Raw genomic sequence first — 26633 nt, forward strand, 5'->3', positions numbered from 1 at the left:
TCAATCGTTCACTTATAATGAAAAAAAGGAGGCGATCCCAACTGAAACAAGTAGTGGATAAACCTTTCTATTTTAAAATAGATAAAAAAATCAAAAAATTAGCCAGCACCCAGCAACTACAATCAAAAAAAAGCGAACGGCTTTTTTTAGCACTGATTTTTGAAGATCAAAGTTATGTGATCATCGATCAATCAGGACATCCGATAGAATACTCTCCAGCAGAATATACCTATCAAGAGGGTATTTCTCGTAGCCAATGGAGACTGATCAATGAAGCACCAATCGAGTTCTCTCAATGGATCCACAGAAAAGAAGAGGTGCCTGTTTTGATCGAAGAAAAAAGGTCAGGAAAAGAACTCACAAATTGTTGGGTGGGATTGCCAGAAGAACGTTTTTTAAGGTATAAGAAATGGGCTACTCCTTCAGGTTATCTTTGCGGGACTTATGCGGCGGCGGTTTTACTTGCCTACTATCAAGACTATCGTGAAGAGTGGATGCTTCCCCTAGAGATCCGCAAGAAAAACACGTCTAACTCGATGGCATTGACAAAGGCGTTGCGTAGCCAAATCCAACCACTAGGCCTTCCTACGATTCCTTTTCAAGTCAGTACAGGGATTTCTAGTTTTTTAAAGAAGAATGGCAATCACGAGCGTGCACGAGCAACTCTTCTAGGTTCATGGCAGCGAGCCACAAAACGTATACGTGAAGGCAAGCCTGTGATGATTGGAATCCTGAAAGTACTTGGTAGTACTTACGGCAATCATTGGGTGACGGCGTATGCTTATTTTGAAACTGAAACAGAAGAACGTTATTACAAAGTACACGACAACTGGGGGGACTATCATAAAGTTATTCCTGCCAGTTGGAGTAACGGAACAGTTTCACTTCCTTAAGAATTTGCTGAAATTAACAGAAAATCTTGGAAAAATATGTTAAACTATCGAAGAATAGAGAAGTTTTGGGGAGGACTACATGAGTAATAAGTATCAGGACGACACGTTGAAGATTTTTAGTTTGAATGGGAATCGTCCATTAGCTGAAAAAATCGCGAAAGTGTTTGGAACAGAATTAGGTAAAAGCGTCGTGAAGCAATTTAGTGATGGGGAGATTTCCATCAATATTGAAGAAAGTATCCGTGGGGATCATGTGTACATCGTTCAATCAACGAATGCACCTGTCAATGACTACTACATGGAACTGCTGATTATGATTGATGCAATGAAGCGAGCAAGTGCGAAAACGATCAATGTCGTATTGCCTTACTATGGGTATGCTAGACAAGACCGCACGGCGAAACCTCATGAACCGATCACTGCGAAATTGATTGCTAACTTAATCGAAGAAGCAGGAGCAACTCGAGTACTGACTTTAGATTTGCACACGGTTCAAGTACAAGGATTCTTTGATATTCCTGTAGATAATTTATTTACGATGCCATTGTTTGCTCATTATTACCGTCAATTAGGTCTGACGGGAGATGACATCGTAGTTGTGTCGCCAAAAAACAGCGGCGTTCAGCGTGCACGTAGTCTTTCAGAATATTTGAACAGTACATTAGCCATCGTAGACCATGCAGATGATGCTTCAACGGAGGGTGGTTATGTGATTGGTGATGTTCAAGGAAAGACATGTATCATGGTAGATGATATCTTGAACACCGGAGCAACGCTTGCACGAGCAGCAAATGTATTAAAAGAAAACGGCGCAAAAGAAGTATATGCCTGTGCGTCACATGGATTATTATCCGATCATGCGAAAAGCATTTTAGACAATGCACCAATCAAAGATATTTGTATCACTGATTCTGTTTTCACAGAAGAAAATCGTCATCCGGAAAACTTAACGATCGTTACATGCTCAGAATTAATGGGTGAAGCGGTCAAACGCATCCATGAAAATACACCGATGAGTCCGTTATTCCGTCTGGAAGAAAAAGAATTCGAATAAGAAAAAAGACAAAAAACGAGAAGATCAATTAGCAACGAGAAGAGGGACTGTGACAAAAGTTGTGCACAGTCCCTTTTTCCGAATAAACGGTGTTCTCCTGCCAACTCCTCGGTCACAAGTCACAATATTCAACAAACATGAGAAGCTGTTTTTTTAAATTGCTCCTTGTAACTCAAAGTTAAACGGCAGGCGCACGACCTCTTGGTAAACGGTGTTCAAAAGCTTGCATCTGCGGTAATAAGTCCAACCAAACGAAAAATATGAGAAGCTATTTTTGTTTGGCTGTTCTTATTACTTGATGCAGGACAGCTTTTTCACAACCTCTTTTTCGCTACACTAAGTGCCTTCTAGGTAAAAGTAATCTCTTCTTTGGTATGTTCGCTGTTTTATGCTAGAATGTGCCTAGCGATAATTTGGAAGGGATGAATGAAGTGAAAACTATTTATTTGGATCATGCGGCAACTACCCCCATGCATCCGCAAGTAATTGAAGCGATGACGGCGATCATGCAAGAAACGTTTGGTAATCCTTCAAGCATACATGGGTTTGGCCGCCACGCGCATGAAAAATTGGAAACAGCAAGACAAGTCATTGCAGATAGTCTGCAAGCAAAACCTCATGAGATCATCTTTAATAGTGGTGGAACAGAAGGGGATAATACAGCTATCTTAGAAACAGCGTTCTCGCGTCAAAAAGAAGGCAGACATCTAATCACTACAGCTATCGAACATCCTGCTGTTCTTAATACCATGAAATATTTAGAGACAAAGGGGTTTGACGTTACATATCTGCCTGTAGATGAAAAAGGGAATCTGTCGATCGAAGAGGTCAAAAAAGCGTTACGAGAAGATACGATCTTGGTCTCTGTGATGTACGGGAACAATGAAATCGGAAATTTGATGCCAATCAAAGAAATCGGTGAACTTTTAGCGGATCATCCAGCTTATTTCCATACAGATGCGGTACAAGCTTATGGAAACCAAACGATCCATCCAGAAGAATTAGGAATCGATTTATTAAGTATCTCTGCTCATAAAATCAATGGACCAAAAGGCGTCGGTTTCTTATATAAACGAGACGGAGTAAATATCCCTGCCTTGCTTTTAGGTGGCGAGCAGGAAGAAAAGCGGCGTGCAGGTACAGAAAACTTAGCAGGAATCTGGGGAATGGCAAAAGCAGTTGAACTGCTGTCACCTGAAGAACGTGAAGCACGTAACAACAAATATCAAGGATTCCAACAATTGATTCTTGATACATTAGAAGCAAACGACATCCCTTATCAAGTAAATGGTGATTTAACGAATAAACTCCCTCATGTGTTGAATCTTCGCTTGATTGGCGAAGCAAATGATTTGCTACTGATGAAGCTTGATCTGAACGGAATCGCTATTTCTACTGGTTCAGCTTGTACAGCAGGGAACATCGAACCTTCTCACGTATTAGAAGCGATGTATGGAGAAAATACGCCGATACTAAAAGAATCCATTCGTATCAGCTTTGGATTGGATAATACTGAGGAAGACATCCATTATTTCCTTGATCAATTAGTTCGTGCTGTCAAAAAATAACTAGTAAAGTCATTCTGATGTGGACGGATGTCTGAGAGAGCGCCTTCAATTTTTAGGGAACTTAACTGAAAAACCTAGTAAAAATCAGGATAAACTTTTATAATAAAGAGAAACTAATTTTATCGAGGTGAAAATCATGGCATTTGAAACAACAGCAACTGTACTTGGCGCACCGATCAGCTATCGTTTGCATCCTGATGCAAAAAGATATACATTGCGCGATAATGGGTTTACAGAAACAAACGGAGGCAATTATCAATTGATCCGACCATTAGATGCAACGCCGCAAAGCAAAGAAGGCTTCAAACTGAAAATCACTGTATCAAAAGATATCCAAACATTGAAAATGTCGATCACTACAGCAAACGGACTGAAAGCAGTCAATATTTTCAAAGATCCAAAACAGAAAATGAGTCAAGATAAATTCTATTTTTTGATGGATGGGATGATCAGCCGAGGGTTATTCGAAAAAGTCGAATAACCTGTGGATATAAAAAGACAACTAGTTTTGAAACGGCCTAATCGTTAGATCTCTAACTTTGAAAGGACGACACAAAATAGTTGTCTTTTTTATTTTTTCTGCTGTAAATCAGACTCTCGTCCACTCATCAATTGATTTTCCATGTTCATCCACTATTTCCAACCAACTATTTGTTCCGGCAAAGTACAACAGCAAGCTTGCCTCATTCACACTTTTTACGATGATATCTTCGATCGTGGTTGTGCCTGAAATCTTGTCTTTATAATCATCTCGTAGCTTTTGCCCATATTTAGCAGCATAACCTAATGAGCCGTCTTTATTTAAAGGAGGATCTTTGACGAGCGTCGCGCCTGCTTTGATCAGCAATTCATTTCGTTTGATCCAGTAAAGCGTTGCTTGACTTCCCCTGAAATCGACGGTAAAAGGAATCTCGCTGACTTCTTTTGACCAGCGATGACGAGCTTTTGCTGGTTTTTTCTTCGTATCTTCAGCGGCAGATGGCACGGAAGAATCGATTGGATAACCAAATGTACTTAGTATAGCAGCAATCTTCTCTTGGTGTTCTGCCATTTTCTTTCTAGCCGTTTCAGGAATCGAAGGAAACGATTCTTTGGCTATTGTAAGACCAGCATTTTCTGCTTGTTCGGTGAGCAAGTAGATCATATAATCGGCTTCTATATCCCAAGGAAGCTGAATCATGATGACGGTATCGATTGTTTCTGGTTGGACTGTTTTCCCAATTGCTGTACACACCTTTTGATGATAAAAGAGATAAAAAGCATTTTCTGGAAGCTTAGGCAAATTGTGGCTGATCCAGATTGTACCCTGTGCCTGTTCAAGTACGATTTTGATTTCTTCAGGGGTAAGAGTGGTCTGAAAGTTGATTTTCATGACTGATGCCCTCCTAGTTTTTTCTTAGTTTAGCATGCTTGCTGATTTTTTTCTGCTAATTTTACTTTTTTAACAAAACTGAAAATATATAACGATGGTATTTGAACAAACAGCTAGGTTTCAAGGAAATAATCAAGTATAATTCTAGCTACGTAAGGACGATAAGTCTTAGAGGAAGTGGGGAAAGGATATGGGAGAAGAAAAGGAGCCGGTTTTACATTGGCGTAAAAATATCAACTTGTTTTTGACAGGTCAATTTTTATCTGGAATCACGAGTATGATCGTGCAATATGCAATCATTTGGTATCTGACGAAAGAGACAGGTTCAGCAACAATCTTGAGCTTTGCTACGTTATTAGGTATGATCCCGATGGTTTTGCTGAGTCCGTTTGCTGGTCCGTTGGTGGATCGTTGGGACAAAAAGCGATTGTTGATTTTGACAGATATCATTGTCGCATTGTTTGCGATGGTCTTGGTAGTAGTCGGTACGATTTCTGACACATTTCCGTTGTGGCTAGTGTTTGTATCGTTGTTCATTCGTGCGATTGCTCAAACTTTCCAGATGCCGACGATCCAATCGATCCTTCCTACGATGGTCCCAGAAGAAGAGCTGACACGTATCAATGGACAGCTAGGCATGGTCCAGTCAGCGAATTTTATCATTGCGCCTGCAATAGGTGCGTTTTTATTTACAGTGATACCTATCAACTGGCTGATTTTGCTTGATGTGCTAGGCGCGGTATTTGGTGTGGGCTTACTTGTTTTTGTGACGATCCCTAAGGTTATTTCGCAAGGAGAAACCATTCATTTGTTGACAGATACAAAATTTGGTGTGAAAAAATTGTACAAGAATAAAGGTCTTTGGCATATCATGCTCAACGGTGCTGTGTTCACGTTATTGTTTATGCCAGCTGCCAGTCTGTATCCGTTGATGACGATGGGCTATTTTGGTCAAAATGTAGGACAGGCGGGTCTTGTCGAAGTAGTCTATTCAGTAGGGATGCTTGCAGGTGGGGCGGTGATTGGCTTTTTTGGAAAATGGAAAGACCGGATGAAGCCGATTTTCATGGCTTATGTAGTCGTAGGTACCACGATTGGTGCTAGTGGATTGTTGCCGGGGACAACACAAGGATTCTTTTATTTTCTTTTACTGAATGCCGGGGCAGGTTTTGCCACACCTTATTTCAATACCTTACTGATGGCGATCATCCAACAGAGTTATGAACCGAACGTTTTAGGACGAGTCTTAGGTGTATTCAACTCATTAATGACTTTGCCAGGGCCGATTGGCTTAATATTTGCCGGCCCCTTGACAGATAAGATTGGTGTAGAAAAGATGTTTCTGATTGCGGGAATTGGTACGCTTTTATGTGGGATCGTTTTATTTTTGACACCCGTTGCTCGAAATTATGATAAAGAATTACAGAAAAAACTGGTGAAAGAACACCGTGAACAAGAAAACGAATAGAAAAGGAGCGGTGATAAAAATTTTCTTCCTACTTGAAATCAAGTGGTTTTTTCACAGCTTTTTTAGATGTTATGAGTTGCTCCGATCAGCAATTTTGTTTACTCTAAGGAAAAGGGAGGCAGGAGAAACATGAATTATTTTACGAGTGATATGCACTTTTTTCATGAGCGTTTACTAGGAGAAAATGACTTTGCTCCGCGACTCTTTGCAAATGTAGATGAGATGAACCAACAGTTGATCACTAGCTGGAATGCAGTAGTAAAAGAAACGGATCACGTCTATCATCTAGGTGATCTTGCTATGCATCCGCAATATGAAAAAGCAAATGCAGAAATCTTAGAATTAGTCAGTCAACTGCAAGGAACGATCCACTTGATCAAAGGGAATCATGACAGTCGTGCGTTCTTCCGTTATTTAGAAAAAAACGATCCTAGACTTTCTGATGGCAGTCCCAAATTTTATTTTTATGACGTAGGTGCTATCGTGAAGTTCGACCATCAGCAATATTACTTGACGCATTATCCAATGTTACTCGGACCTAACGACACCATTCGAAACCTTCACGGACATATCCATCATTATAGTGTACCCATCGAAAACGTCGTCAATGTAGGCGTAGACGCACCAGAAAGAGACCTTCTAAAAGAAAAACTGCCATTCGGTACGCCATTATCCGAACAGCAAATCAAAGAAATATATGAAGCAAAGAGGTCGTGAAAAAGCTGCCCTGCATCAAGTGATAAGAACAGGCAATCAAAAACAGCTTCTCGTGTTTTTGATTGGGTAGGACTTGTCCCCACAAATACAAGCTTTTGAGCCTGCTACCCAATTCTGTGCCATAAGGATCAAAATAGAAAAACAGTTCGCTGCATGTTATAAAAGAATTGAAGTACCTGATTTTCAAAAATAGGATAAAAAGTCGTCCCTTTTTGGCGCGACTTTTTATCCTATTTTTTAGTAATACAGTCATATGTTGTAAGGAGGAACTACAAAATACAGTACACGAATTTCCCTTGATCATTAACTGCTTTTCTGACCGTGGCAGTACCATCATTCAATTTCCTAACATCATTATCTATATTATTGGAATAGACGATCAGGGTGTTTTCTTTTGTGTATCGGTTTAGCCAGTCAATCGCATAATCCACTGACTGATTCACGCCGATATGATAGAAATAATTCCCATAAATCGCTTTTGCTTCGTCCGTCATCGTGAAATCATGATTGAAGCCATAACCATTCCTGACAGAAGCAGCAGTTGTGAATGAACCATGGATCCTTAGATAAGAGGCATAGCGATATGTGCCATTCTCTAATTTCACTAGTACATAGAAGTTATTATAAAAATAATACCAACTTGGTGTAGCTCGATTATAAGAAACATCTGCATTGAAAGGATTCGGTCGCGTCATTTCGTATTTGTCATAGATACTGAGGTTCTCTGTATAGTCAAATCTTTGCTGAGTGAAGGCAGGCGGTGTATGGACGACTTGGTTGATCTGATAAGGATTGACTGGATGATTTTTCTTCGTGATTTTTGTAAAAGAAGGATTATATCTTAAGTGATTGTTGTCAGTAGAGATATTGTTAGAATAAACGATCTCCAACGAACATTGGGTATAGGTATTGATCCAGTTCATCACATGGTTCGGAACATCATGATCTTCGATCGTCTCTGGAATAAGCGGGATATTCCTGTCAGAAAATTTGGCTCTTGCTTCGTCTGTTAAAAGAAAACGGGTGAACATATCGAATTCTACGACGATCGTTCCAGAATGATTACGCCCGAAAGTAAGACGTGTACTTGCATAAGGTCTCCCGTTAGTTTTGTCCGTGGCGATGAAATGATAATCATTCCTTAAGGTGTATGAGTTGGAACCGCGGCTAAAAATGAAATCTTCGCCATCTATAGGAGTGCCGGCGTTCGACCATCGTATGTTTTCTGCGTAATCTTTATAATTTATGAAAAAAGGATTGATTTTTTCTACTTTATCGGATTTTTTTATATCATTTGGAGTTACACCCATTCCGTTAATAAAATCTGTTCTTTCTAAATCAATACCTTGGAAACTAGGATCATTTTCATTAGTTAGTTCATCGATTCTCCCATCAGGTGTTGCATTCATATAAGCAGCCCAAATTAGATAAGAGCAATACCATTCATTTCTAGTGGATGAGCGATCCCTTTCTCTTGCCTCGAACCAGATATCATATGGTTTACCTAATTGCCCATGCATAAATGAGATGGCTGCTTTTTTTTGTGCTGTTGTCGCTTCTGGAACTCTTAAAATAGTTGAATCAGTATAATCGAAACGCTCATCATCCAAGACGCCGTAAACAACGCCTCCAGCTTTTGTTTCAAGCATAGGACTATAATCAGTTGCTTCGATAGTTCGGATATATGTGAAGGTCTCTGGTTTTCCATTGATGAGATGTGTCTCTTCATAAATGCCTTCTACGATCATCACATGATGAAGATAACGCAAAACTATATCCGCTCGTTTCCGTTCGAAAATGATATCTCCTGGTTGAACGATATTCATCAGATCATATTTATGATAAGTCGGTACTTTTTCAAAAGTGATATTCTCCAAAGCATTTCCGATATTAAATGACCAGAGAGGCGGGTCTTTGGATAATTGTTCGGCTTCTTTACGAATATAGTGCTCATTGACGGTGTTTAGGTAGTCACGCAACTGGTCTTCTTCGGTAATCGCGGAATTGAATGGTTGGTTGTAATAATTCGAGGTGAACTCTTCAAATGTCTGAATAAAGAAAGCGTATTCATTTTTGAATTCTTCATAATACTCCTCCAATATCTGCTGGGTATCTGTATCAGCATGTACAGTCGTGATTGGGATGGCAAATGCGACGGCGAGTAAACAGGTAGTCAGAAACAATTTAATTTTTGATTTCAATGTAATCCCTCCTTGTTTTATGCTAGAATAATAACATATGAATCAGTATGATGATAGCTTAAAAATAAAATATATAAGTTATTTAATATAGGCGTATATTGCACATAACACCAAAGAGTAAAATCAGCTATATCGATGATTGAGAACTGTTATCTTTAATGGAATAATTAGTGTTTAACTTAGGTTTTTTACGAATAAAATCAAAGGTGTTATATTTTATTTGGGGTTAGATAGTCTACAGAAGATACAATTTCTTGGTAGGGATGAGTATTGAATAGGCGTGTTGATTTGTATATCTGTTTATTTTACTACGTTATTATATTTTTTGTTTGTTTATTTTTAAATAACAAATTATGAGATTTTTTGTTTAGGGTTTTTTTGAAGATAGACAAGTATCAATCAATTAGAAAGGAGATGTGTGAATGTTACCATTAAAAAGTAAGACGTGTACAATCATTTCAATAAGTCTGCTAGTGCTTTGTATAGCTTTGACTATTTTTTTCCTTCAATAAATTATAACGACGATGGGACTCGTATACGAATAATGTTTTGTATTTGGTTATTTGGTGGGTTAAGCCTGGTTTTTTCAACAAAAATCAATTCTAAATGTTTAAAAGCGATTGTTATAGTATCGAATTTGATATGTATCTTTAACTGGATCATTTTTGGTTGGTAAAAAATGGCGGAACGTTTCTGTTGTAAGAAAAAGAGGATTAAAAACAAAAGGAGAAAAAATGAAACTAACTATCAATTTGGTCGGGTTATGTATATCTATGTTACTGTCTGGCTGGTGTCTAGTGATGGCTCATTTCTATTATGGAAATAGTCTTCAAAGTGCAGCTTTAATGATTTTCATATCTTTCCCTGGCTTAGCAGGTCTTTATTTTTCGACAAAGATCAAATCTGCGAAGTTAAAATGGCTGTTGTTAGTCATCAATTATCTATTTGCTACATATTTTAATGTTTTCCAATTTCTATTTATTTTGTTTCAAACTTTTTGAAGTCAGCAACGAAGCAAACAATTAAAAAGGAGCGAGTTGAATGTTATCAATAGAAAGTAAGAATAGTAAGCGGGTATCAGTGGTTCTGTTAGTCTTCTGTATGATTTTGCTCAGCAGTCATTTGTATATTCGTCATGAAGTGATAGGGTTTCTGATCATTCAGTATTCATGTTGGATTTTAAGTGGTATCAGTTTAGCTTTTTCAAGAAGAATAGAGTCTAATCTATGGAAACTAGTGATTATTGTTTTTCATCTTCTTGTTATTTGTGGTTTGGGTATCGGATGGGTAGGTATATCAAGGCCGGATTGGTTGTTAGGATGCGTGTTGTATTTTGGAGCAGTTGCAACATTAGATTATCAAAAAAAGAAAAAAACATTCTATCTGTTCGGTCTAGGTCTACCGATGTTGATATCGATTAGTTTACTTATTTGGATCCATTATCTATTGGCTTTCTATTTAAATACTGACAGGATGTGGGCAATCATCGCTTTGTTGCTTTTCATGATGATTTCCGGCTTGATGGGGCTCTATTTCTCTACAAAACTTGAGGATAATCGAATAAAGTGGCTACTGTTAGGGATGAATTATCTATTTGCTACTTATTACAATATTGTTCTTTTGTTTTTCTTATGAATCGAAACTGCCATTTCACTTTTGATCATGAGAATCACTGGAGTATGAAGATAGCGCTGTTTTTTCCCTATGATAGGTTATGTATTCGAACGCTGATAATTAAGGGATGAAATTTTCAGAAATATGACGTATAATGTAAAATACTGAAAAGTTGCGACCTTCAACTCGTAGATGTTTCAGAATCTAATTGAAATGATGGTGATATCATGACAGACAACAGCCAAACACGCGTTGTCGTAGGGATGAGCGGCGGTGTCGACTCATCTGTAACAGCACTTTTATTAAAGGAACAAGGATATGACGTGATCGGAATCTTCATGAAAAATTGGGATGATACGGACGAAAACGGCGTATGTACGGCCACGGAAGATTATAAGGATGTAGCGAAAGTAGCTGCTCAAATCGGGATTCCTTATTATTCTGTGAATTTCGAAAAAGAATATTGGGACCGTGTATTTGAATATTTCCTAGCCGAATACCGCGCAGGACGTACACCTAACCCAGACGTGATGTGTAACAAAGAAATCAAATTCAAAGCATTCTTGGACTATGCAATGGATCTTGGTGCTGATTATGTAGCTACTGGACATTATGCGCAAGTCACTCGCGATGAAAACGGTGTGGTCCATATGCTTCGCGGAGTAGACAACAATAAAGATCAAACTTACTTTCTTAGTCAATTATCACAAGAACAGCTTTCAAAAACGATGTTCCCTCTAGGCGGTATGGAAAAATCAGAAGTGCGGGCAATTGCTGAACGCGCAGGCCTTGCGACTGCTAAGAAAAAAGATTCAACAGGAATCTGCTTTATTGGTGAAAAGAACTTCAAACAATTTTTGAGCAACTACCTACCAGCGAAAAAAGGAAATATGGTCACTCTTGACGGTGAAATCAAAGGGCAACATGCTGGCTTGATGTACTATACGATCGGTCAACGTCAAGGCCTAGGAATCGGTGGCGGAGGAGATTCGCAAGAACCTTGGTTTGTCGTAGGGAAAGATTTAGCGACGAACACATTATACGTGGGTCAAGGGTTCCACCATCCTGCACTGTACGCCACAAGCTTGGATGCAAGTGAAATCCACTTTACGACGAATGAACCAATGCCAAAAGAATTCAAGTGCACAGCGAAATTCCGTTACCGTCAACAAGATGTTCCTGTGACAGTTCGCTTATTGGATGATAACCGTGCAGAAGTCGTATTCGACGAACCTGTACGTGCCATCACTCCTGGACAAGCAGTTGTATTTTATGACGGAATGGAATGTCTAGGTGGCGGTTTGATCGACCATGCATACCAAGAAACAAAAGTTTTACAATACGTTTAAGCAATATGAAATGAATCAAAACAGCTATGGCTAACAAAAGAAACACCTTTTCTTTTGGACAGCATAGCTGTTTTTTTGCAATAAAATTAATTTTTATTCATTTTGTACTTGTAATTTCAGCGGAAACAGTCCATAATATCCAACAATATGAATAAAGTTGCTTTTTGGTAAGCAAGAGCAGTTGCAAAATAAAGGAAATATTTTGCAGGTGGTTTGTTCAATTTTATAAGTGAAGGTGATGGAAATGGAAAAGAAATCGACAGGTATTAGTAAGTGGGGACTGGTTGCTCTCGTTGTCAGTTCGTCAATCGGAAGCGGTGTGTTTGGAATCACGAGTGATCTGGCTAGTTCTGCCGTCCCTGGGCCAGCAATCCTTTCATGGATAATCGTCGGGATTGGTATTTTAGCTTTGGTATTATCGCTGAATCATTTAGGAGAAAAACGCCCAGATCTGGATGGCGGGATTTTTGGGTATGCAGAAGCTTCATTTGGGAAGTTAGGTGGCTTCATTAGTGGCTGGGGCTATTGGTTGTCTGCGTGGCTAGGAAATGTTGCTTTTGCGACGATGCTAATGAGTGCCATGGGAGAATTTTTTCCGATATTCAAAGGGGGACAAAATGTTCCTTCTATTTTATTTGCAAGTCTTTTTATTTGGGGTCTGACTTTATTAGTAAACAATGGGATTGAAGGAGCGAGCGTGATCAATACGATCGTGACGATCTGTAAATTAGTGCCATTATTCCTATTTTTAATATTTGTATTTATCGCATTTAAAGTGAATATATTCACTACTGATTTTTGGGGCAACGTATCTGTTAATCTAGTGAATGGATCAGGACAGCAAGGAACGATCTGGTTGCAGATCAAAGGTTGTTTGATGGTCATGATGTGGGTCTTTGTAGGGATCGAAGGTGCAAGTGTTTTAGCTAACCGCGCGAAGAAACGTTCAGAAGCCCAGCAAGCCTCAATCATTGGGCTGCTTTGTTTATTGTTTATCTATATCCTTGCTTCGATCTTGCCATACGGTGTCTTATCTCAAGAAGAGTTAGCAACTATTTCACAACCTGCTATGGCAAATATTTTAAAAGGAATCGTGGGAAATTGGGGAGCGGCACTGATCAATATCGGCTTGATCATTTCGATCATCGGTTCTTGGCTGTCTTGGACGATGCTCCCAGCAGAAACAACGATGTTGATGGCTCGAGACGGTCTGTTGCCGAAAGCTTGGGGAAAAACGAATAAAAAAAATGCCCCAACTTATTCGTTAGTTGTTACTGCCATCTTGACTAATCTATTCTTATTGACTTTCTTAGTTACTGATTATGCCTATCAATTTGCCTATTCTTTATGTACAGCGGCAATCTTGATTTGTTATCTGCTTGTCGGAATCTATCAAGTCCAGTTTTCTTTAAAAGAAGGAGTCAAAAAACAAGTAGTGATCGGTGGGATTGCTGTAGTTTTTGAATTGATGGGAATCATTTTAGCAGGATTTTCTTATGTCCTTTTATGTAGTATTGCTTATCTTCCTGGTTTTTGCTTCTACTGGATCGCTTGTCGGGAAACCAACCATCAAATCACGGGAAAAGAAAAAGTAATGATTGGGCTGATTTGTGTGGCCGCACTGCTTTCAATCGGGTTGCTTGCTGTAGGCTGGATCAAGATATAAGGGGGAAAGAAACATGGAAATCGCAAATTTCGGTGTAGAAGAATGGCTAAATAAATGGGAGAAGAAAGCGGTATATGATATTGCACAAAGTTCGATCGAAGCATTGACATTAGACGAACTCGTTGGCTTAGACGGGACTAGCGTAAGTGAATTTTTCGAAAACCGCAAAAATGAACCATTGGACTATGGGTGGATCGAAGGATCAGATGCGTTCAAAGAAGAAGTCGCTTCTCTTTATCAAACCGTCGATCCAGAAAACATCTTACAAACGAACGGAGCGACTGGTGCTAATCTTTTAGCTCTATACGCGTTAGTGGAAGCAGGAGACCATGTTGTTTCGATGCTTCCCACTTATCAGCAATTATATGACATCCCCAAATCTTTAGGTGCCACTGTTGACTTTGTTCATTTGAAGGAAGAAGAAGATTGGCAGTTTGATTTAGAACAGCTGGAAGACTTAGTCAAACCTGAAACAAAGATCATCTGTTTGAATAGTGCAAACAATCCTACAGGCACATTGCTAGATCGGAAAGCTTTAGAAAAAATCGCAGAAATTGCTCGTACAGTAGATGCATATGTATTGATAGATGAAGTATATGCGCCTTTAACGGATAAAGGTGAATTCTTGTCGATCGTAGATGTCTATGAGAAAGGTATAGCAACCAATTCCCTATCCAAAACCTACTCCATTCCAGGTATCCGTATTGGCTGGACAGCTACTGGACCTGAGTTGGCAGAGGTTTTTCGAAAATATCGAGACTACACGATGATTTGCGGCGGAGTCCTGTCAGATGATCTTGCTGTACATGCATTGAAGAACAAAGAAAAAATCTTGGAGCGAAACCAAAAGATCATTACAGAGAACCTTGCGATTTTAAAACAATGGGTAGCAAATGAACCGAAAGTTGAACTTGTCGCTCCCAATTACGTCTCTACTTCTTTCATCAAATTAACCATCGAAGAAGATGATCAGACATTTTGTATCAATTTATTAGAAGAAACAGGAGTACTATTAGTACCAGGAAGTGCCTTTGATTTACCGAAGCATGCCCGACTAGGTTACTGTTGTAAAAAAGAAACCTTGGAAAAGGGATTATCCCTCTTATCTGAATTCTTGAAAAAACAGGACTAAACAAAAACACTGCAAGGACAGTCTGTGACAACTGTTCAAGCAGTGTTTTTCATTTACGCTTATTGTCTATGAAAAGGAGAGTGCTCTGAAGATATGGAGACTCCTGAAGCTTTTTCTTCTGCAGTTTCTTGCTGATGGATCTCTTGTGTATTGTGTCGTACAAGCAAGAAGTTGACCAAAACAAGAAGAGAAGTTGAAAGAAAAACGCCACGATAACCAAATGCACTGGAAACACTGGAGCCAATCATAGGTCCTACTACGTTACCAGTTGCTTGGAAAGATTGGTTATAACTGAAGATCCGTCCAGCAGCTTGATGAGGCGAATATTTTGTGATCAATGCTTGGACAGCAGGAAGCAGACAAGCATCAGAGATACCAATCAAAAAACGTAAGGCAGCTAATTGCCAAACATTCGTGACAAATGCCATTGGGATATAAACCAAAATCGCAAAACCCAAACCAATCGCAAGTATTCTTTCACTCCCAATCTTGTCACCTAAGCGACCAAATCTTGGAGCGGCTATCAAAGTAGCAATTCCAGGTATCGAAGCGATGATTCCGCTGATCAATGTAACATTGCCATGTCCATGCAGCAATTGACGAATGTACAGACTGATGATTGGACTGATGGAATTGTTGGATGCTTGGATGATCATCGTTGTGACGAACATACCGATGACGACGTGTGGATATTTCAAGTCTTTGAAAATCTGTTTGGCAGAAACCATGTTTTCTTTTTTCACTGGGACAAATTTTTCATGGACGAAAAACAGACTCAACAAGAAGACGAAAAATAAGATAATCCCTGTAATGAAAAAGGTAGGGCGATAGCCAAACGCTGAAGCAGAGATCCCGCCAAGAAGCGGTCCAAGTAATGTTCCTGTAACAGAACCAGTTGCTAAGGTTCCAAGAACTTGACCACTTTTTTCTTTTGGCGTTCCAGTTGCGACAAGGGCAGTGGCATTACTGATATAACCAGAAAAAATCCCTTGAAGCAGACGCAATGCGACTAATTGATACACACTAGTCACGCAGCCCATCAAAGAAATGACGATTGCCATTCCCAATGAAGCACGCAACAGCATCAATTTTCTTCCTTTTTGGTCGGCTAATTTCCCCCACCAAGGAGAGATCAGCGTAGTCACCAAGAAAGTAGATGAAAAAGTCAATCCGCTCCAAAAGTTCAATTGTGCCGTACTATAATTACCTAACGTATCTATGTAAAGTGACATAAAAGGCATGACTAAACTAAATCCGATACCAGCCATAAATGTTCCAAACCATAAGACAAACAAGTTTTGTTCCCAAGTTTCTCTTTTCCTAAATAATTTTTCCTTTATTCTTGCAGCCAATTAGACTCCTTCTTTCTGAAAATTTTCATCTACGACTCTTTATTATAAACTACAATATGTAGTTTATCAATGAAAATCTCTTTTTTCTCGTTCTTTTTCGTGGTAAACTGAAAGAGTGAAGGATTTATTTTATGAGAGGAAACATGGAAATGAAAAAAAGAAATCTGTCTCAAGAGAAAATCATCGACTGCTTTCGAGAACTAGCAGAAGAGATGGATGTTCAGCAAATAACCTTTCAGCATTTAGCAAAACGCTTGGATATCAAGGCTCCCTCGCTGTATAACCATTTCAAAAATATTCGTGATGTCAAAACAGCGTTAACAGCAAAACTTCTGCAGGAACTTAATGACCAGCTGCGTCGGGCTCTTGTGGGGAAAAGTGGTCAGGAAGCACTGCAGATCTATGCAGAAACTTATCGATCCTTTGCTTTTTCGAATCAAGCAGTGTATGAGTTGCTGATCAGTGTGCCCCACACCAATGAAGCAGTTTTATTAGAGGGAATCCATGAAACGAACCAGATCATTTTGCAGATCTTTGAGGCTTTTCAGTTAACGAAAGAAGAAAAAGTCCACCGAAGCAGAGAATTACGTAGTATGATCCACGGCTATCTTTCCTTGCGTTTTTTAGGATACTTTACAAAAGAACCGACAATCGATCCAGAGGACAGCTATTTTTGGATGATCAATGACTTTATCGCTACTTTGCCTTAAACAATCAGATTCATTGGTATCATTTTCAAGATGTTCATTAAATGATCCTTTTATAAGAGAAAATTCTTGCAACTTTCTTGAAAAGTGACTAAGATGAGTCTAGAAAAGCTGAAAGAAGGAGCACGAGTATGTATCAAGTAATTACCATGTTCGGGGACAATGAGCCTTGGTGGTTTTTTGAAGACTGGGAAGAAGATATTGAAGCAGAAGAAACATTCGAGTCTTTTGAAGAAGCACGACAAGCGTACGAAAAACAATGGATCGCGATCCATCAAAATTATGAATATATCAATGCAAAAAGCAACTTTCTCAGCGCCTTTTGGAATGACGGAGATGAGCGCTGGTGTGAAGAGTGTGACGATGATTTACAGCAATACAAGGGACTTGCGTTGTTGAAAAATCATCAGCCCATCACAGTAGAAAGCAGAAAGGAATTTTATGAAACAACTAATTCTAGCGGAAAAACCAAGCGTTGCGAAAGACCTAAGCAAGGTGCTTGGTGCTAATCAAAAGCACAAAAATTATTATGAAGGACCCAAGGTGATCGTTACTTGGGCCCTTGGTCATTTATTAGGATTGAAAATGCCGGAAGATCTGAATAAGGAATGGCAGAGCTGGCAAATGGACACGTTGCCGATGATTCCTAAAAAACTAGGAATCAAACCACTGCCTAAAACAGGACATCAATTAAAAGCAATCAAGCAGCTGGCTCAACGAAAAGATGTCTCAGAAGCAGTCATTGCGACAGATGCCGGAAGGGAAGGAGAACTTGTTGCTCGCTGGATCTTAGAGTATGTGCATTTCAATAAACCAGTGAAGCGGTTATGGATCTCTTCTCAAACAGATAAAGCAATCAAAACAGGATTCAAGCAACTAAGACCTGCAAAAGAATATGATGCATTGTATGAATCTGCTCTTGCCCGGGCAAAAGCGGACTGGCTGGTAGGATTGAATGTGACCAGGGCCTTAACTGTGAAGTACGCCGATAATTTATCAGCAGGCCGTGTGCAGACACCGACACTAGCATTAGTGAGAGATCAAGAAAAGAAAATCGAGCAGTTCCGTCCACAAACGTATTTCACGATCACGTTGCACGCTGGAAAAGAACAAGCCAAAATGGTTCAAAAAAATCAATTTGCTTTAAAAACACAAGAAGAAGCACAAAAACTTGTTCAATTGATCAGTACAAGCAAAGGAACTGTCACAGAAGTCCAAGAAAAATTAAAAACGGAATCTGCGCCGCTGCCTTATGATTTAACAGAGATCCAAAGAGAAGCCAATCAACGCTATGGCTATTCTGCAAAGAAAACATTAAGTCTTGTACAAAGTTTATATGAGACCCATAAAATCGTTACTTATCCGCGTACAGACAGCAAATATCTGACAAACGACATGAAAAGTACGATGAACGAACGACTGCAAGCAGTCAGCGACTTTGCTCCTGAGGTCAAGCAGTATTTGAAAAACGGAGCCATCGTCCAACAGACAAAAGTATTCCAAGACAATAAAGTGACCGATCACCATGCGCTTTTGCCAACTGAAAACCGAGCACGTTATGAAAAACTAAGTAATGAAGAGCAAAAAATCTATCAGATGATCGTCTCTCGTTTCTTAGGCTTATTTGCTCAACCACACAAAGTCAGTCAGACAAAAGTCACGGTTGAATTTGGTAAAGAACAATTCATTTTCCGACAAAATCGTGTCGTCCAAGCAGGGTGGAAAGGCGAAACGGAATCTGAAACGGAAACAGTCAAATGGGAAAAAGGAATGCGGATCAATCCTGATTTCACCATCAAAAAAGAATTATCTGCACCGCCTAAACCATTGACAGAAGCAAGCTTGCTTGGACAAATGGAAAAATACAGTCTGGGAACCCCGGCTACTCGTGCAGAGATCATTGAGAAACTGATCAAATCAGAGTTGATGGAACGTACCCCTCAAGGACTGCAAGTATCCCCTAAAGGTAAACAATTATTAGTATTAGTCAACCCATCTTTAGTGACACCGGATCTGACAGAGAGCTGGGAAAAAGACCTTGAAGCGATTGCTGCAGGAAAGAAACAAGCAGGAACCTTCTTGAATGGGATCGAAAAAGAAACAAAACGCTTGGTGAATGAAATCAAATCAAGCAAACAAGAATATCAAGATTTCTCGATCACCCAAAAGAAATGTCCAGAATGTGGGGCCAATCTGCGTGAGAAAAACACACGAGACGGCAAAATTTATGTCTGCACCAATTCAGATTGTAGCTACCGCAGAAGAAAAGATCCTAAAGTTTCCAACCATCGCTGCCCACAATGTCACCGGAAAATGGAAATCATCGAAGGCAAAAATGGTGCTTATTTCCGTTGTAAATACGACGGAACGACAGAAAAAATGCTTGATAAAAAAGAGCAGAAGAAGAAAATGACCAAACATGAAGAACGTCGCTTGCTGAAAAAATATGCACAGGCAGAAGAACCAGAAGAAAGCCCATTAGCAGCAGCACTAAAAGCGGCAATGAAGAAGTAAGAAGATGGAGGTTGTGACAGAAGTGGTCAGCTTCAAGAAATAAGAAGGAATTGACGAAAATTGCTTTTCAAATTTTTGTAACATTTCGGCTTATTTTTCGAAGAAGCTACTTCTGGAACACCGTATATCAGAGATTGTGAAAAAGCTGTTCTGCATCATCCTGCATCAAGTAATAAGAACAGCCAAGCAAAAACAGCTTATCATGTTTTTGAATTGGCTGGATTTATTACCGCAGATGCAAGCTTTTGAACACCGTTTGTTCGGAAAGAGGGACTGTGACAAGATTTTTGTCACAGTCCCTCTTCATTAAAAAAATGTTTACTTCATTTGACGTATATTATTGGTGAGGCTTCAATTCATTTGGCTTCACTTTTTCTGTTTCTCTAATAATATAAACAGGACGTTGTTTCGTTTCTAAGAAGATTTTTCCGATATATTTTCCGATGATTCCAAGACATAACAGTTGGATTCCGCCGATGAATAGGAAGATCGAGACCATGGAAGGCCATCCTGATGTAGGATCACCAAACAGCAATGCCCGCAAAATAATGAACAAGATCGCAATACCAGAACAAACACAAGACAAAGCGCCGATAAATGAAGCAATCGTCAATGGCGCATCGGAGAAGTTCACGATACCATCAATCGAGTAGTTGAACAATTTCCAGAAGGACCAAGATGTTTCACCAGCTACACGTTCGCGGTTTTCATAAGAAATATATTCTGTTTTGAATCCGACCCAACTGAATAATCCTTTTGAAAACCGGTTGTATTCTGTTAGTTCTAGGACAGCATCCACCATTTGTCGGGTCATCAAACGGAAATCACGAGCGCCATCGACCATTTCTGTATCGCTGATTTTATTGATCAACTGGTAGAATTTTTTCGCAAAGAAACTGCGGATTGCAGGCTCACCTTCACGAGTCGAACGCCGGGTGCCGACACAATCGATATCAGAAGTAGTGATTCGTTCAATCATCTCAGGAAGCAGTTCAGGCGGATCTTGCAAGTCAACATCCATAACAGTCACTAAATCTCCTGTAGAAGCTTGTAATCCTGCGTATAGAGCCGCTTCTTTCCCGAAATTTCTGGAAAATGAGACAAAGCGGACATAAGGATAAGCTGCAGCTAGCTTCTTGATTGCTGCTAACGTACCGTCTTTTGATCCATCGTCAATAAATAAATATTCGAACTCATGGGTACCTTTGAATTTTTCAACCTCATCAAAAAAAAGAGGAACCGTTTTTTCTTCATTGAAACATGGGACAACAATTGATACTTTCATCGTTTCTATCCTTTCAATCGTATGTTTATATATGGTTTACACTCAAAATTTAATAAACCTTAAATAACACCTTTTAAATTTGATTTTACGTAAAAGAACAGGTATTCTTTTGGTAAACTACCGTATTTAGTTTACCATGTTTCCTCGGTTTATCAAACTTTTAAGAACAATTTTTAGTAGTTGGCAAGTAATTTCGGACAGAGAAAAAGGAGGAAGCTCCAGTCTGTTGACCAGGAGCAAACAAAATGAAAATACACACACCTATCGGCTTTTTATGGTTAGATGCAGATGAATCCGGGTTGACTGCTGTATCTTTTCAGCCAATTTCAGAAAGCGAATCAGCGAATCAGCAAATTTTAACGCGCACACAGGAACAGTTTGAAGAATATTTTGCGGGAAAAAGAAAAGAATTTGAAGTTCCTTTATCTATAAAGAGAGGTACGCCTTTTCAGCAAAATGTCTGGAAAGCTTTGTCGACCATTCCTTATGGAGAAATCCGAACGTATAAAGAAGTAGCCGTTGCTGTCGATAGTCCGAAAGCTGTGCGAGCGATTGGACAGGCAAATCGAACCAATCCATTGCCAATCGTTATTCCTTGTCATCGAGTGATCGGGCAAAATGGAAAACTGACAGGATATATGGGAAACGCAACAGATGGAGTCGAAATCAAACGCCAATTGCTGCTATTAGAAGGGTATCTGCAAAATTAAAAAACAGTTGTGATTTGAACATTGTTCCATGCGAGAATCACAACTGTTTTTTCGTGTTTATTCTAAAGTTTGATCAGCCAAATAAATAGTAAAGCCATCACTGTTTGGAGAAGCCCGACAGCCAATCCGTAAGATAAGAAACGTGTACCTTCTTTCATGAATTTTGCAAAGTCTAAACGCAGCCCAATTGCCGCTAAAGCAGTGATCTCAAACCAGCTACTGATAAAATGTGCCGATTGGTCAATAACTACAGGTAAAGAAAACAAACTGTTGACCAAACAAAAGATTACAAACCCTAATACATACCAAGGAAGCGGTAATTTTCGTTTTTTCTGCGTATTAGTCGGTGTTTTAAACAGAGCTGGTTGTTTCTTGCGCATGAATTTTTCAAACAAATAGACAACAACAACAAGCATCATGATACGTAGAATCTTAAACAACATGGCAAATTCGACAACAGAACTGTCAAGCAAACTTGCACCAGCGACTACTTGACCCACAGATTGGAGTGTGCCACCTAAAAGTGCGCTTTTTTCAATGAGATTTCCGCCGAATAGCTGTAATCCAAGAAAAGGGAGGGTCAACATCATCACAGTACCTAGTAGATTGACCAGTGTGATGATCTGTCCTTTTTCTTCCTCTTTTGCATGGATGGAAGGGGCGATCGAAGCAATAGCAGAAGAACCACAAACAGCGTTTCCTCCAGCCATCATCAAAGAAGAAGTATCGCTGAATTGCAGTTTCTTACCAATCAAGTAAGCACCGATGATAGTGATTGACATCTGTAGTAACACAAAAACAATTCCTTTTACACCAATTTGAGCAATCGTTTGAGCGGTGACAGTTGCACCTAGTAAAAAAACAGAGAATTCCAATAGTTTGCTTTCAGCGAATTTTGTGCCGATTGCTAGAACAGGCTGTTTAAAAAAAGTATTTCCTAATAAAATACCCAATAAAATAGCAATAGTCGCTCCACCTAACTGTGGTAGATAAATAGCAAGAAGCCGGCTGACGGCAGCAATGGCAAAAGAAAGCAGTAACCCGGGCAAAATCTCGCGGACCGCTGAATCCTTTACAGATTTTATTGGATGTGACAATGATTTCATTTGATTGGTTCCTTTCGTCAATAAATACTAAAAGCATACTCGAACATAGTAGCACTAAACCAGTATTTTGACAAAAGAATAAGAGGCCGTGACAAAAGTCTTGTCACAACCTCTTGTTTCGAATAAACGGTGTTCAAAAGCCTGCATCTGCGGTAATAAGCCCAACCAATTCAAAAACATGAGAAGCTGTTTTTGATTGGCTGTTCTTATTGCTTGATGCAGGGCAGCTTTTTCACGACCTCTTCACTAAACGGTGTTCAATCAGCTGACCCTCGGTATTAGCTCAACAAACGGCAAAATATGAGGAACTATTTTTCCGTTTGTTGAGCTAATACTCAGGTCAAAACGCTGATTTCACAACCTCTGATACACGGTGTTCCAGAAGTAGCTTCTTCGGAAATAAGCCGAAATGTTACAAAAATTTGAGAAGCAATTTTCGTAAATTCCTTCTTATTTCTTGAAGCTGACCACTTCTGTCACAGCCAATCGAATCAATTATGAAGGGATTTTTTTAGAAACAAATTTTCCATGTTTGCTATGTTCTTTAGTTAAGAAACGTACGTAATGAGCAAGCACGTAGAAGACAACTACACTTGCAAACAGACATTCCGCAATTTTTAAGAAATCTAATACGCTACTATAAATACCTAAACTGTTGAAGTAATGAACAGTAGTAAATAGAGCTGTTGCAGAGATAACAAGTGGGAATGTAAAGGCTGCGTAGCTTGGATAAAAACGAAGCTTGAACAAGCGTGGCAGCATAGACAGCACAACGAAATACAATACTTGAGATAAAACGAACAACGCTACGACAAGATAAAAGTTAGGTTCTGCAAAGTTTTTCAGGTAACCTGTCAGGCAAAGAGAACCAGGTGCTGCAACGATCGTAATCAGCGGACGTGTCGGATGAGCCATATTTCTTACGAAAAAGACGCGTTTGATGATGATTGGCAATAAGAACGCATAGCAGACCAATGAAATCCAAAAGAAGATTTTTCCAATAAGTGGGAAGAAGTTCCCAGCAGTTACAGTGATGACCCCAAACCCAACATAAATGATAAACCAGCTTGGATAAATTGCTTCAATAGAAAGATCAGCTTTGATGACATGGTGATAATTGAAATAAAAGACCAGTATCACTTGGAAAATAACTGCGCACAACCAAATGAATTTGACAATCGGTACAATACTTTCATATGAAACAAAATAAGTACAAATAACCATGAGTGACATCGTAAAAGTTGGTGAAACGGAGGCGATGATCGGATCATGCAACGTTTGTTTCGTATGCTCAAATAAGATAAACAATTTAACAAAAATGAATATCATAAGAATCATTGAGATACCGCCAGTTAGATTGCCTAAAGCGACATGGTGATAGTCTTTAAACAGATTTCCAAGGGAAGCTAACCCAAGGATCAACCCGCAGATTGGGATCGGAATAATTTTCAAAAAGTTCTTCATATATATATTCTCCTTTTTATTTAATAGATTTTAGTACCAAGATGAACGAATACATTGTAAAATGAATAGGTCTGTATGATTACGAGCAAAGCAGACAGCTGATTGTCTTGTCTGAGTTACTAGTTGGATCAGCAACTGTTTTGTTGTACATTTCTATTATAGATGGTTTTTTGTATATTTAAATCAAATAGTTTTTATAGTAATTATCATAAAAAGTTATGGAAGTGGTGCCATGTTTAAGTTATTAACGACTTTTCGAGCAGTATATGAAACAAGAAATTTTTCTAGAGCAGCAGAAGTACTGTTTTTATCTCAGCCAGCCGTCTCGAATCAAATCAAACAATTAGAGCGGGAGTTGAATATTGATCTTTTTCAGCGTAATGGCAGAAAAGAGATGCTTCCAACTAAGCAAGCCGATTTATTATACGAGCGGACGCTGGTTTTATTAGAAGAATGGGAAGAGACCCAGCAAAAATTGCTCAATGAACAAAATGAAGAAGAAGTATGTCGGATCGTTGCTTCCCACACATTTGCTGTCTATCTTTTGCCTCAGTTGATGAAACATCTGATCAAAAGGTTTCCTAAAGTGCATTTTGAGATCGAGATCGCGAATTCACATGAATCATTAGAACAAGTAGCGAAACATGAATCCGATTTTGGTTTTATCGAAAAGCCATTAGAGACTTCCGGCGTACAAAGGTACTCTTTGATGGAAGACCAGCTAGTCATTGCTGGGGACCCAAAAAGTAAATTGTGGCTTGTAAGAGAAGCAAATTCTGGCGTTTTTCATTACACACAACGTTATTTTGAAGAAATGAACATCCAAGATAAGAAAATGATCGTGAAAAGCAATGATGTGATCGTTGCGTTGCTGAAGGAAGGCATCGGACGCTCGATTTTATCTAAGCGCTCTGTGCCAAAAGACGTGCCAATGATTCCGTTGAATTTCCATCGGTATTTTTATTTCATCCAACGAACCAATCTGGTTTCTGATCAGCTGTTAGAGATTGCTGAAGAGATCCTTCGATACAATGAAAGCACAGAAACTTCTCACAGCGAGGAGAATCTCAGCTGATAGATAATTGCATGTATCAAAAAAAGTTCTATGATACACTAAAGATAAGCAGTAGGCTTTTGCCCTTCGTTTGCTCAAGCAGCTGCACAAACGGAAAGTTAATTTTTCCCAAATGTCTGTGGAAAGACTTTCCATTATCTAACTGGACCGCTATAATAATCAGCAGTATGGTTTTTAAGAAAAGGGATGAAACATGGAAAAAAAATTAAAAGCTTCGAACGATAATCGTATTGATTATGGCGTGATTTTACCAGTCTTTCTGTTATGTTTGATTGGTCTGCTCTCATTATATGTAGCACTTAGCCATGATCCGAACAATCCAGCAGTCTTGAAAGGCGTAGGGATGCAAGTTGTCTGGTATTTAGTTGGGGCGGCAGCAATCGTTGTCATCATGCATTTGAATTCCAAATGGATTTGGAAACTGACTCCTTACCTTTATGGCTTGGGGTTAGTAGTAATGGGACTCTTACTGGAATTCTATGACAAGAATTTAGCCGATTCTACAGGTTCTAAAAACTGGTTCCGATTCGGTGCGTTCACCTTCCAGCCAGCAGAGCTAATGAAGATCGCGTATATCTTGATGATGGCGCTGATCGTGACCAAACATAATACGCAAGTAAAAGAACGGACGATGAAATCGGACTTTTGGCTGATTGGGAAGCTCTTGATCGTGACGATACCGGTTTTAGCGTTGATCATGGCCCAAGATGACTTTGGGACGATGCTCGTCTTCCTTGCGATCTTCGGCGGGATATTCTTGATGTCTGGGATCTCTTGGCGTATTATCGCCCCTGTAGTGATCTTAGCAGTAGTCGTTGGTGCAGGAACGATTTTCTTAGTGACGACTGAAGGCGGAAGAGACTTGCTTTACAAAGTTGGTTTCAAATCTTATCAATTTGCACGTATTGATTCATGGCTGGATCCTTTCCATGATACGTCTGGGATGAGTTATCAGCCGGCACAAGGACTTTTGGCAATCGGCACCGGTGGCTTGTTTGGTAAAGGATTCAATGTAAGCAATATTTATGTGCCTGTTCGTGAGTCCGATATGATTTTTACCGTTATCGGTGAAAACTTCGGCTTTATCGGTGGTGCATTCGTCATTTTCTTGTATTTTATTTTGATTTATCGTATGATTCGGGTGTGTTTCGATACGAATAATGAATTTTACGCCTATATCGCAAGCGGTTTGATCATGATGCTGCTGTTCCATGTCTTTGAGAACATTGGAGCAAATATCGGATTACTTCCTTTAACAGGGATCCCATTGCCTTTCATTAGCCAAGGAGGATCTTCGATTTTAGGGAACATGATCGGTATCGGGTTGATATTATCGATGAGATACCAAAATGAAGCACCTGCAAGATCTTCAAGGAGGTAAGAAAA

General features: G+C 39.3%; 23 protein-coding genes. 17 read left to right on the forward strand and 6 right to left on the reverse strand.

Annotated features, from left to right (window positions below; all coding sequences use genetic code 11):
- The first annotated feature begins 17 nt into the window (after positions 1-17).
- The 4 genes from KFO35_RS04770 to KFO35_RS04785 all read left to right on the forward strand — a co-directional run bounded on the left by KFO35_RS04770 (position 18) and on the right by KFO35_RS04785 (position 3996).
- A complete protein-coding gene (locus KFO35_RS04770; protein ID WP_002314543.1) occupies positions 18-893 on the forward strand; it encodes a hypothetical protein in 876 nt (291 codons plus the stop codon).
- A 79-nt stretch (positions 894-972) separates the two neighbouring features.
- The gene (locus KFO35_RS04775) at positions 973-1947 is read left to right on the forward strand and encodes a ribose-phosphate diphosphokinase (protein WP_002286741.1); all 975 of its coding nucleotides are present in this window, start codon (positions 973-975) and stop codon (positions 1945-1947) included.
- Positions 1948-2369: 422 nt separating this feature from the next.
- Positions 2370-3515 (forward strand): cysteine desulfurase family protein, encoded by a 1146-nt coding sequence (locus KFO35_RS04780; RefSeq protein WP_002314544.1) that lies wholly within the window; start codon positions 2370-2372, stop codon positions 3513-3515.
- Between the two features lie 136 nt (positions 3516-3651).
- The gene (locus KFO35_RS04785; protein ID WP_002286736.1) at positions 3652-3996 is read left to right on the forward strand and encodes a DUF1831 domain-containing protein; all 345 of its coding nucleotides are present in this window, start codon (positions 3652-3654) and stop codon (positions 3994-3996) included.
- 108 nt (positions 3997-4104) lie between these two features.
- Here KFO35_RS04785 and KFO35_RS04790 read toward each other — a convergent pair whose 3' ends face one another.
- Positions 4105-4887: a hypothetical protein gene (locus tag KFO35_RS04790; RefSeq protein ID WP_002314545.1), complete on the reverse strand. Its 783-nt coding sequence runs from the start codon at positions 4885-4887 to the stop codon at positions 4105-4107.
- A gap of 190 nt (positions 4888-5077) precedes the next feature.
- On the opposite strand from KFO35_RS04790, the gene KFO35_RS04795 reads away from it, so the two are divergent.
- Complete coding sequence (locus KFO35_RS04795; protein WP_156272219.1) at positions 5078-6355, forward strand: MFS transporter; 1278 nt, start codon at positions 5078-5080, stop codon at positions 6353-6355.
- A 129-nt stretch (positions 6356-6484) separates the two neighbouring features.
- Complete coding sequence (locus KFO35_RS04800) at positions 6485-7072, forward strand: metallophosphoesterase family protein (protein ID WP_002314547.1); 588 nt, start codon at positions 6485-6487, stop codon at positions 7070-7072.
- 269 nt (positions 7073-7341) lie between these two features.
- Here the strand turns inward: KFO35_RS04800 and KFO35_RS04805 are convergent, their stop codons facing one another.
- The gene (locus KFO35_RS04805; RefSeq protein ID WP_130624874.1) at positions 7342-9273 is read right to left on the reverse strand and encodes a YiiX/YebB-like N1pC/P60 family cysteine hydrolase; all 1932 of its coding nucleotides are present in this window, start codon (positions 9271-9273) and stop codon (positions 7342-7344) included.
- 734 nt (positions 9274-10007) lie between these two features.
- On the opposite strand from KFO35_RS04805, the gene KFO35_RS04810 reads away from it, so the two are divergent.
- The 5 genes from KFO35_RS04810 (at position 10008) to KFO35_RS04830 (ending at position 15034) form a co-directional block, all read left to right on the forward strand.
- Positions 10008-10274 carry a hypothetical protein gene (locus tag KFO35_RS04810; RefSeq protein WP_025477198.1) on the forward strand — a complete coding sequence of 89 codons (267 nt, stop codon included), beginning with the start codon at positions 10008-10010 and terminating at the stop codon, positions 10272-10274.
- 40 nt (positions 10275-10314) lie between these two features.
- Entirely contained in the window at positions 10315-10908 is a 594-nt protein-coding gene (locus KFO35_RS04815) for a hypothetical protein (RefSeq protein ID WP_070703782.1), read from the forward strand.
- 206 nt (positions 10909-11114) lie between these two features.
- Positions 11115-12236, forward strand: coding sequence for a tRNA 2-thiouridine(34) synthase MnmA (mnmA, locus tag KFO35_RS04820; protein ID WP_002314554.1), 1122 nt, complete (start codon positions 11115-11117; stop codon positions 12234-12236).
- 244 nt (positions 12237-12480) lie between these two features.
- Positions 12481-13902 carry an arginine-ornithine antiporter gene (arcD, locus tag KFO35_RS04825; RefSeq protein ID WP_083314190.1) on the forward strand — a complete coding sequence of 474 codons (1422 nt, stop codon included), beginning with the start codon at positions 12481-12483 and terminating at the stop codon, positions 13900-13902.
- Between the two features lie 13 nt (positions 13903-13915).
- Positions 13916-15034, forward strand: a complete 1119-nt coding sequence (locus KFO35_RS04830) for an aminotransferase (RefSeq protein ID WP_002314556.1) — start codon at positions 13916-13918, stop codon at positions 15032-15034.
- 59 nt (positions 15035-15093) lie between these two features.
- Here KFO35_RS04830 and KFO35_RS04835 read toward each other — a convergent pair whose 3' ends face one another.
- On the reverse strand, positions 15094-16386 hold the full coding sequence (locus KFO35_RS04835; protein ID WP_070703778.1) for a multidrug efflux MFS transporter: 1293 nt from the start codon (positions 16384-16386) through the stop codon (positions 15094-15096).
- 149 nt (positions 16387-16535) lie between these two features.
- Between KFO35_RS04835 and KFO35_RS04840 the strand changes: the two genes are divergently transcribed.
- The 3 genes from KFO35_RS04840 (at position 16536) to KFO35_RS04850 (ending at position 19607) form a co-directional block, all read left to right on the forward strand.
- Positions 16536-17096 (forward strand): TetR/AcrR family transcriptional regulator, encoded by a 561-nt coding sequence (locus tag KFO35_RS04840; RefSeq protein WP_002325115.1) that lies wholly within the window; start codon positions 16536-16538, stop codon positions 17094-17096.
- Positions 17097-17224: 128 nt separating this feature from the next.
- Complete coding sequence (locus KFO35_RS04845; RefSeq protein ID WP_002312065.1) at positions 17225-17602, forward strand: DUF1033 family protein; 378 nt, start codon at positions 17225-17227, stop codon at positions 17600-17602.
- A complete protein-coding gene (locus tag KFO35_RS04850; RefSeq protein ID WP_002314558.1) occupies positions 17535-19607 on the forward strand; it encodes a DNA topoisomerase III in 2073 nt (690 codons plus the stop codon). The genes KFO35_RS04845 and KFO35_RS04850 overlap by 68 nt, the downstream gene beginning before the upstream one ends.
- Positions 19608-19944: 337 nt before the next feature.
- On the opposite strand, the gene KFO35_RS04855 is transcribed toward KFO35_RS04850, so the two are convergent.
- Positions 19945-20892 carry a glycosyltransferase family 2 protein gene (locus KFO35_RS04855; RefSeq protein WP_002314560.1) on the reverse strand — a complete coding sequence of 316 codons (948 nt, stop codon included), beginning with the start codon at positions 20890-20892 and terminating at the stop codon, positions 19945-19947.
- Positions 20893-21137: 245 nt separating this feature from the next.
- Here KFO35_RS04855 and KFO35_RS04860 point away from each other — a divergent pair, with 245 nt between their 5' ends.
- A complete protein-coding gene (locus tag KFO35_RS04860) occupies positions 21138-21602 on the forward strand; it encodes a methylated-DNA--[protein]-cysteine S-methyltransferase (protein ID WP_002314561.1) in 465 nt (154 codons plus the stop codon).
- Between the two features lie 62 nt (positions 21603-21664).
- Here KFO35_RS04860 and KFO35_RS04865 read toward each other — a convergent pair whose 3' ends face one another.
- Positions 21665-22708, reverse strand: a complete 1044-nt coding sequence (locus KFO35_RS04865; protein WP_024635339.1) for a YeiH family protein — start codon at positions 22706-22708, stop codon at positions 21665-21667.
- 495 nt (positions 22709-23203) lie between these two features.
- On the reverse strand, positions 23204-24172 hold the full coding sequence (locus tag KFO35_RS04870) for a TDT family transporter (RefSeq protein ID WP_002314563.1): 969 nt from the start codon (positions 24170-24172) through the stop codon (positions 23204-23206).
- A 232-nt stretch (positions 24173-24404) separates the two neighbouring features.
- Here KFO35_RS04870 and KFO35_RS04875 point away from each other — a divergent pair, with 232 nt between their 5' ends.
- Entirely contained in the window at positions 24405-25247 is an 843-nt protein-coding gene (locus tag KFO35_RS04875; RefSeq protein ID WP_002314564.1) for a LysR substrate-binding domain-containing protein, read from the forward strand.
- Positions 25248-25440: 193 nt separating this feature from the next.
- Positions 25441-26628: an FtsW/RodA/SpoVE family cell cycle protein gene (locus KFO35_RS04880; RefSeq protein ID WP_002312069.1), complete on the forward strand. Its 1188-nt coding sequence runs from the start codon at positions 25441-25443 to the stop codon at positions 26626-26628.
- Positions 26629-26633 lie beyond the last annotated feature (5 nt).

This window comes from Enterococcus lactis, from assembly GCF_015751045.1.
Classification (GTDB): domain Bacteria; phylum Bacillota; class Bacilli; order Lactobacillales; family Enterococcaceae; genus Enterococcus_B; species Enterococcus_B lactis.

Bases quoted from the DNA above. Each gene is read 5' to 3' on its own strand.
- mnmA (WP_002314554.1), top strand. From the start codon at position 11,115: ATGACAGACAACAGCCAAACACGCGTTGTCGTAGGGATGAGCGGCGGT.
- KFO35_RS04780 (WP_002314544.1), top strand. From the start codon at position 2,370: ATGAATGAAGTGAAAACTATTTATTTGGATCATGCGGCAACTACCCCC.
- KFO35_RS04795 (WP_156272219.1), top strand. From the start codon at position 5,078: ATGGGAGAAGAAAAGGAGCCGGTTTTACATTGGCGTAAAAATATCAAC.
- KFO35_RS04880 (WP_002312069.1), top strand. From the start codon at position 25,441: ATGGAAAAAAAATTAAAAGCTTCGAACGATAATCGTATTGATTATGGC.
- KFO35_RS04850 (WP_002314558.1), top strand. From the start codon at position 17,535: ATGAAACAACTAATTCTAGCGGAAAAACCAAGCGTTGCGAAAGACCTA.
- KFO35_RS04830 (WP_002314556.1), top strand. From the start codon at position 13,916: ATGGAAATCGCAAATTTCGGTGTAGAAGAATGGCTAAATAAATGGGAG.
- KFO35_RS04870 (WP_002314563.1), bottom strand. From the start codon at position 24,172: ATGAAGAACTTTTTGAAAATTATTCCGATCCCAATCTGCGGGTTGATC.
- KFO35_RS04815 (WP_070703782.1), top strand. From the start codon at position 10,315: ATGTTATCAATAGAAAGTAAGAATAGTAAGCGGGTATCAGTGGTTCTG.
- KFO35_RS04840 (WP_002325115.1), top strand. From the start codon at position 16,536: ATGAAAAAAAGAAATCTGTCTCAAGAGAAAATCATCGACTGCTTTCGA.
- KFO35_RS04800 (WP_002314547.1), top strand. From the start codon at position 6,485: ATGAATTATTTTACGAGTGATATGCACTTTTTTCATGAGCGTTTACTA.
- KFO35_RS04875 (WP_002314564.1), top strand. From the start codon at position 24,405: ATGTTTAAGTTATTAACGACTTTTCGAGCAGTATATGAAACAAGAAAT.
- KFO35_RS04855 (WP_002314560.1), bottom strand. From the start codon at position 20,892: ATGAAAGTATCAATTGTTGTCCCATGTTTCAATGAAGAAAAAACGGTT.
- arcD (WP_083314190.1), top strand. From the start codon at position 12,481: ATGGAAAAGAAATCGACAGGTATTAGTAAGTGGGGACTGGTTGCTCTC.
- KFO35_RS04860 (WP_002314561.1), top strand. From the start codon at position 21,138: ATGAAAATACACACACCTATCGGCTTTTTATGGTTAGATGCAGATGAA.
- KFO35_RS04770 (WP_002314543.1), top strand. From the start codon at position 18: ATGAAAAAAAGGAGGCGATCCCAACTGAAACAAGTAGTGGATAAACCT.
- KFO35_RS04775 (WP_002286741.1), top strand. From the start codon at position 973: ATGAGTAATAAGTATCAGGACGACACGTTGAAGATTTTTAGTTTGAAT.
- KFO35_RS04790 (WP_002314545.1), bottom strand. From the start codon at position 4,887: ATGAAAATCAACTTTCAGACCACTCTTACCCCTGAAGAAATCAAAATC.
- KFO35_RS04785 (WP_002286736.1), top strand. From the start codon at position 3,652: ATGGCATTTGAAACAACAGCAACTGTACTTGGCGCACCGATCAGCTAT.
- KFO35_RS04810 (WP_025477198.1), top strand. From the start codon at position 10,008: ATGAAACTAACTATCAATTTGGTCGGGTTATGTATATCTATGTTACTG.
- KFO35_RS04865 (WP_024635339.1), bottom strand. From the start codon at position 22,708: ATGAAATCATTGTCACATCCAATAAAATCTGTAAAGGATTCAGCGGTC.
- KFO35_RS04845 (WP_002312065.1), top strand. From the start codon at position 17,225: ATGTATCAAGTAATTACCATGTTCGGGGACAATGAGCCTTGGTGGTTT.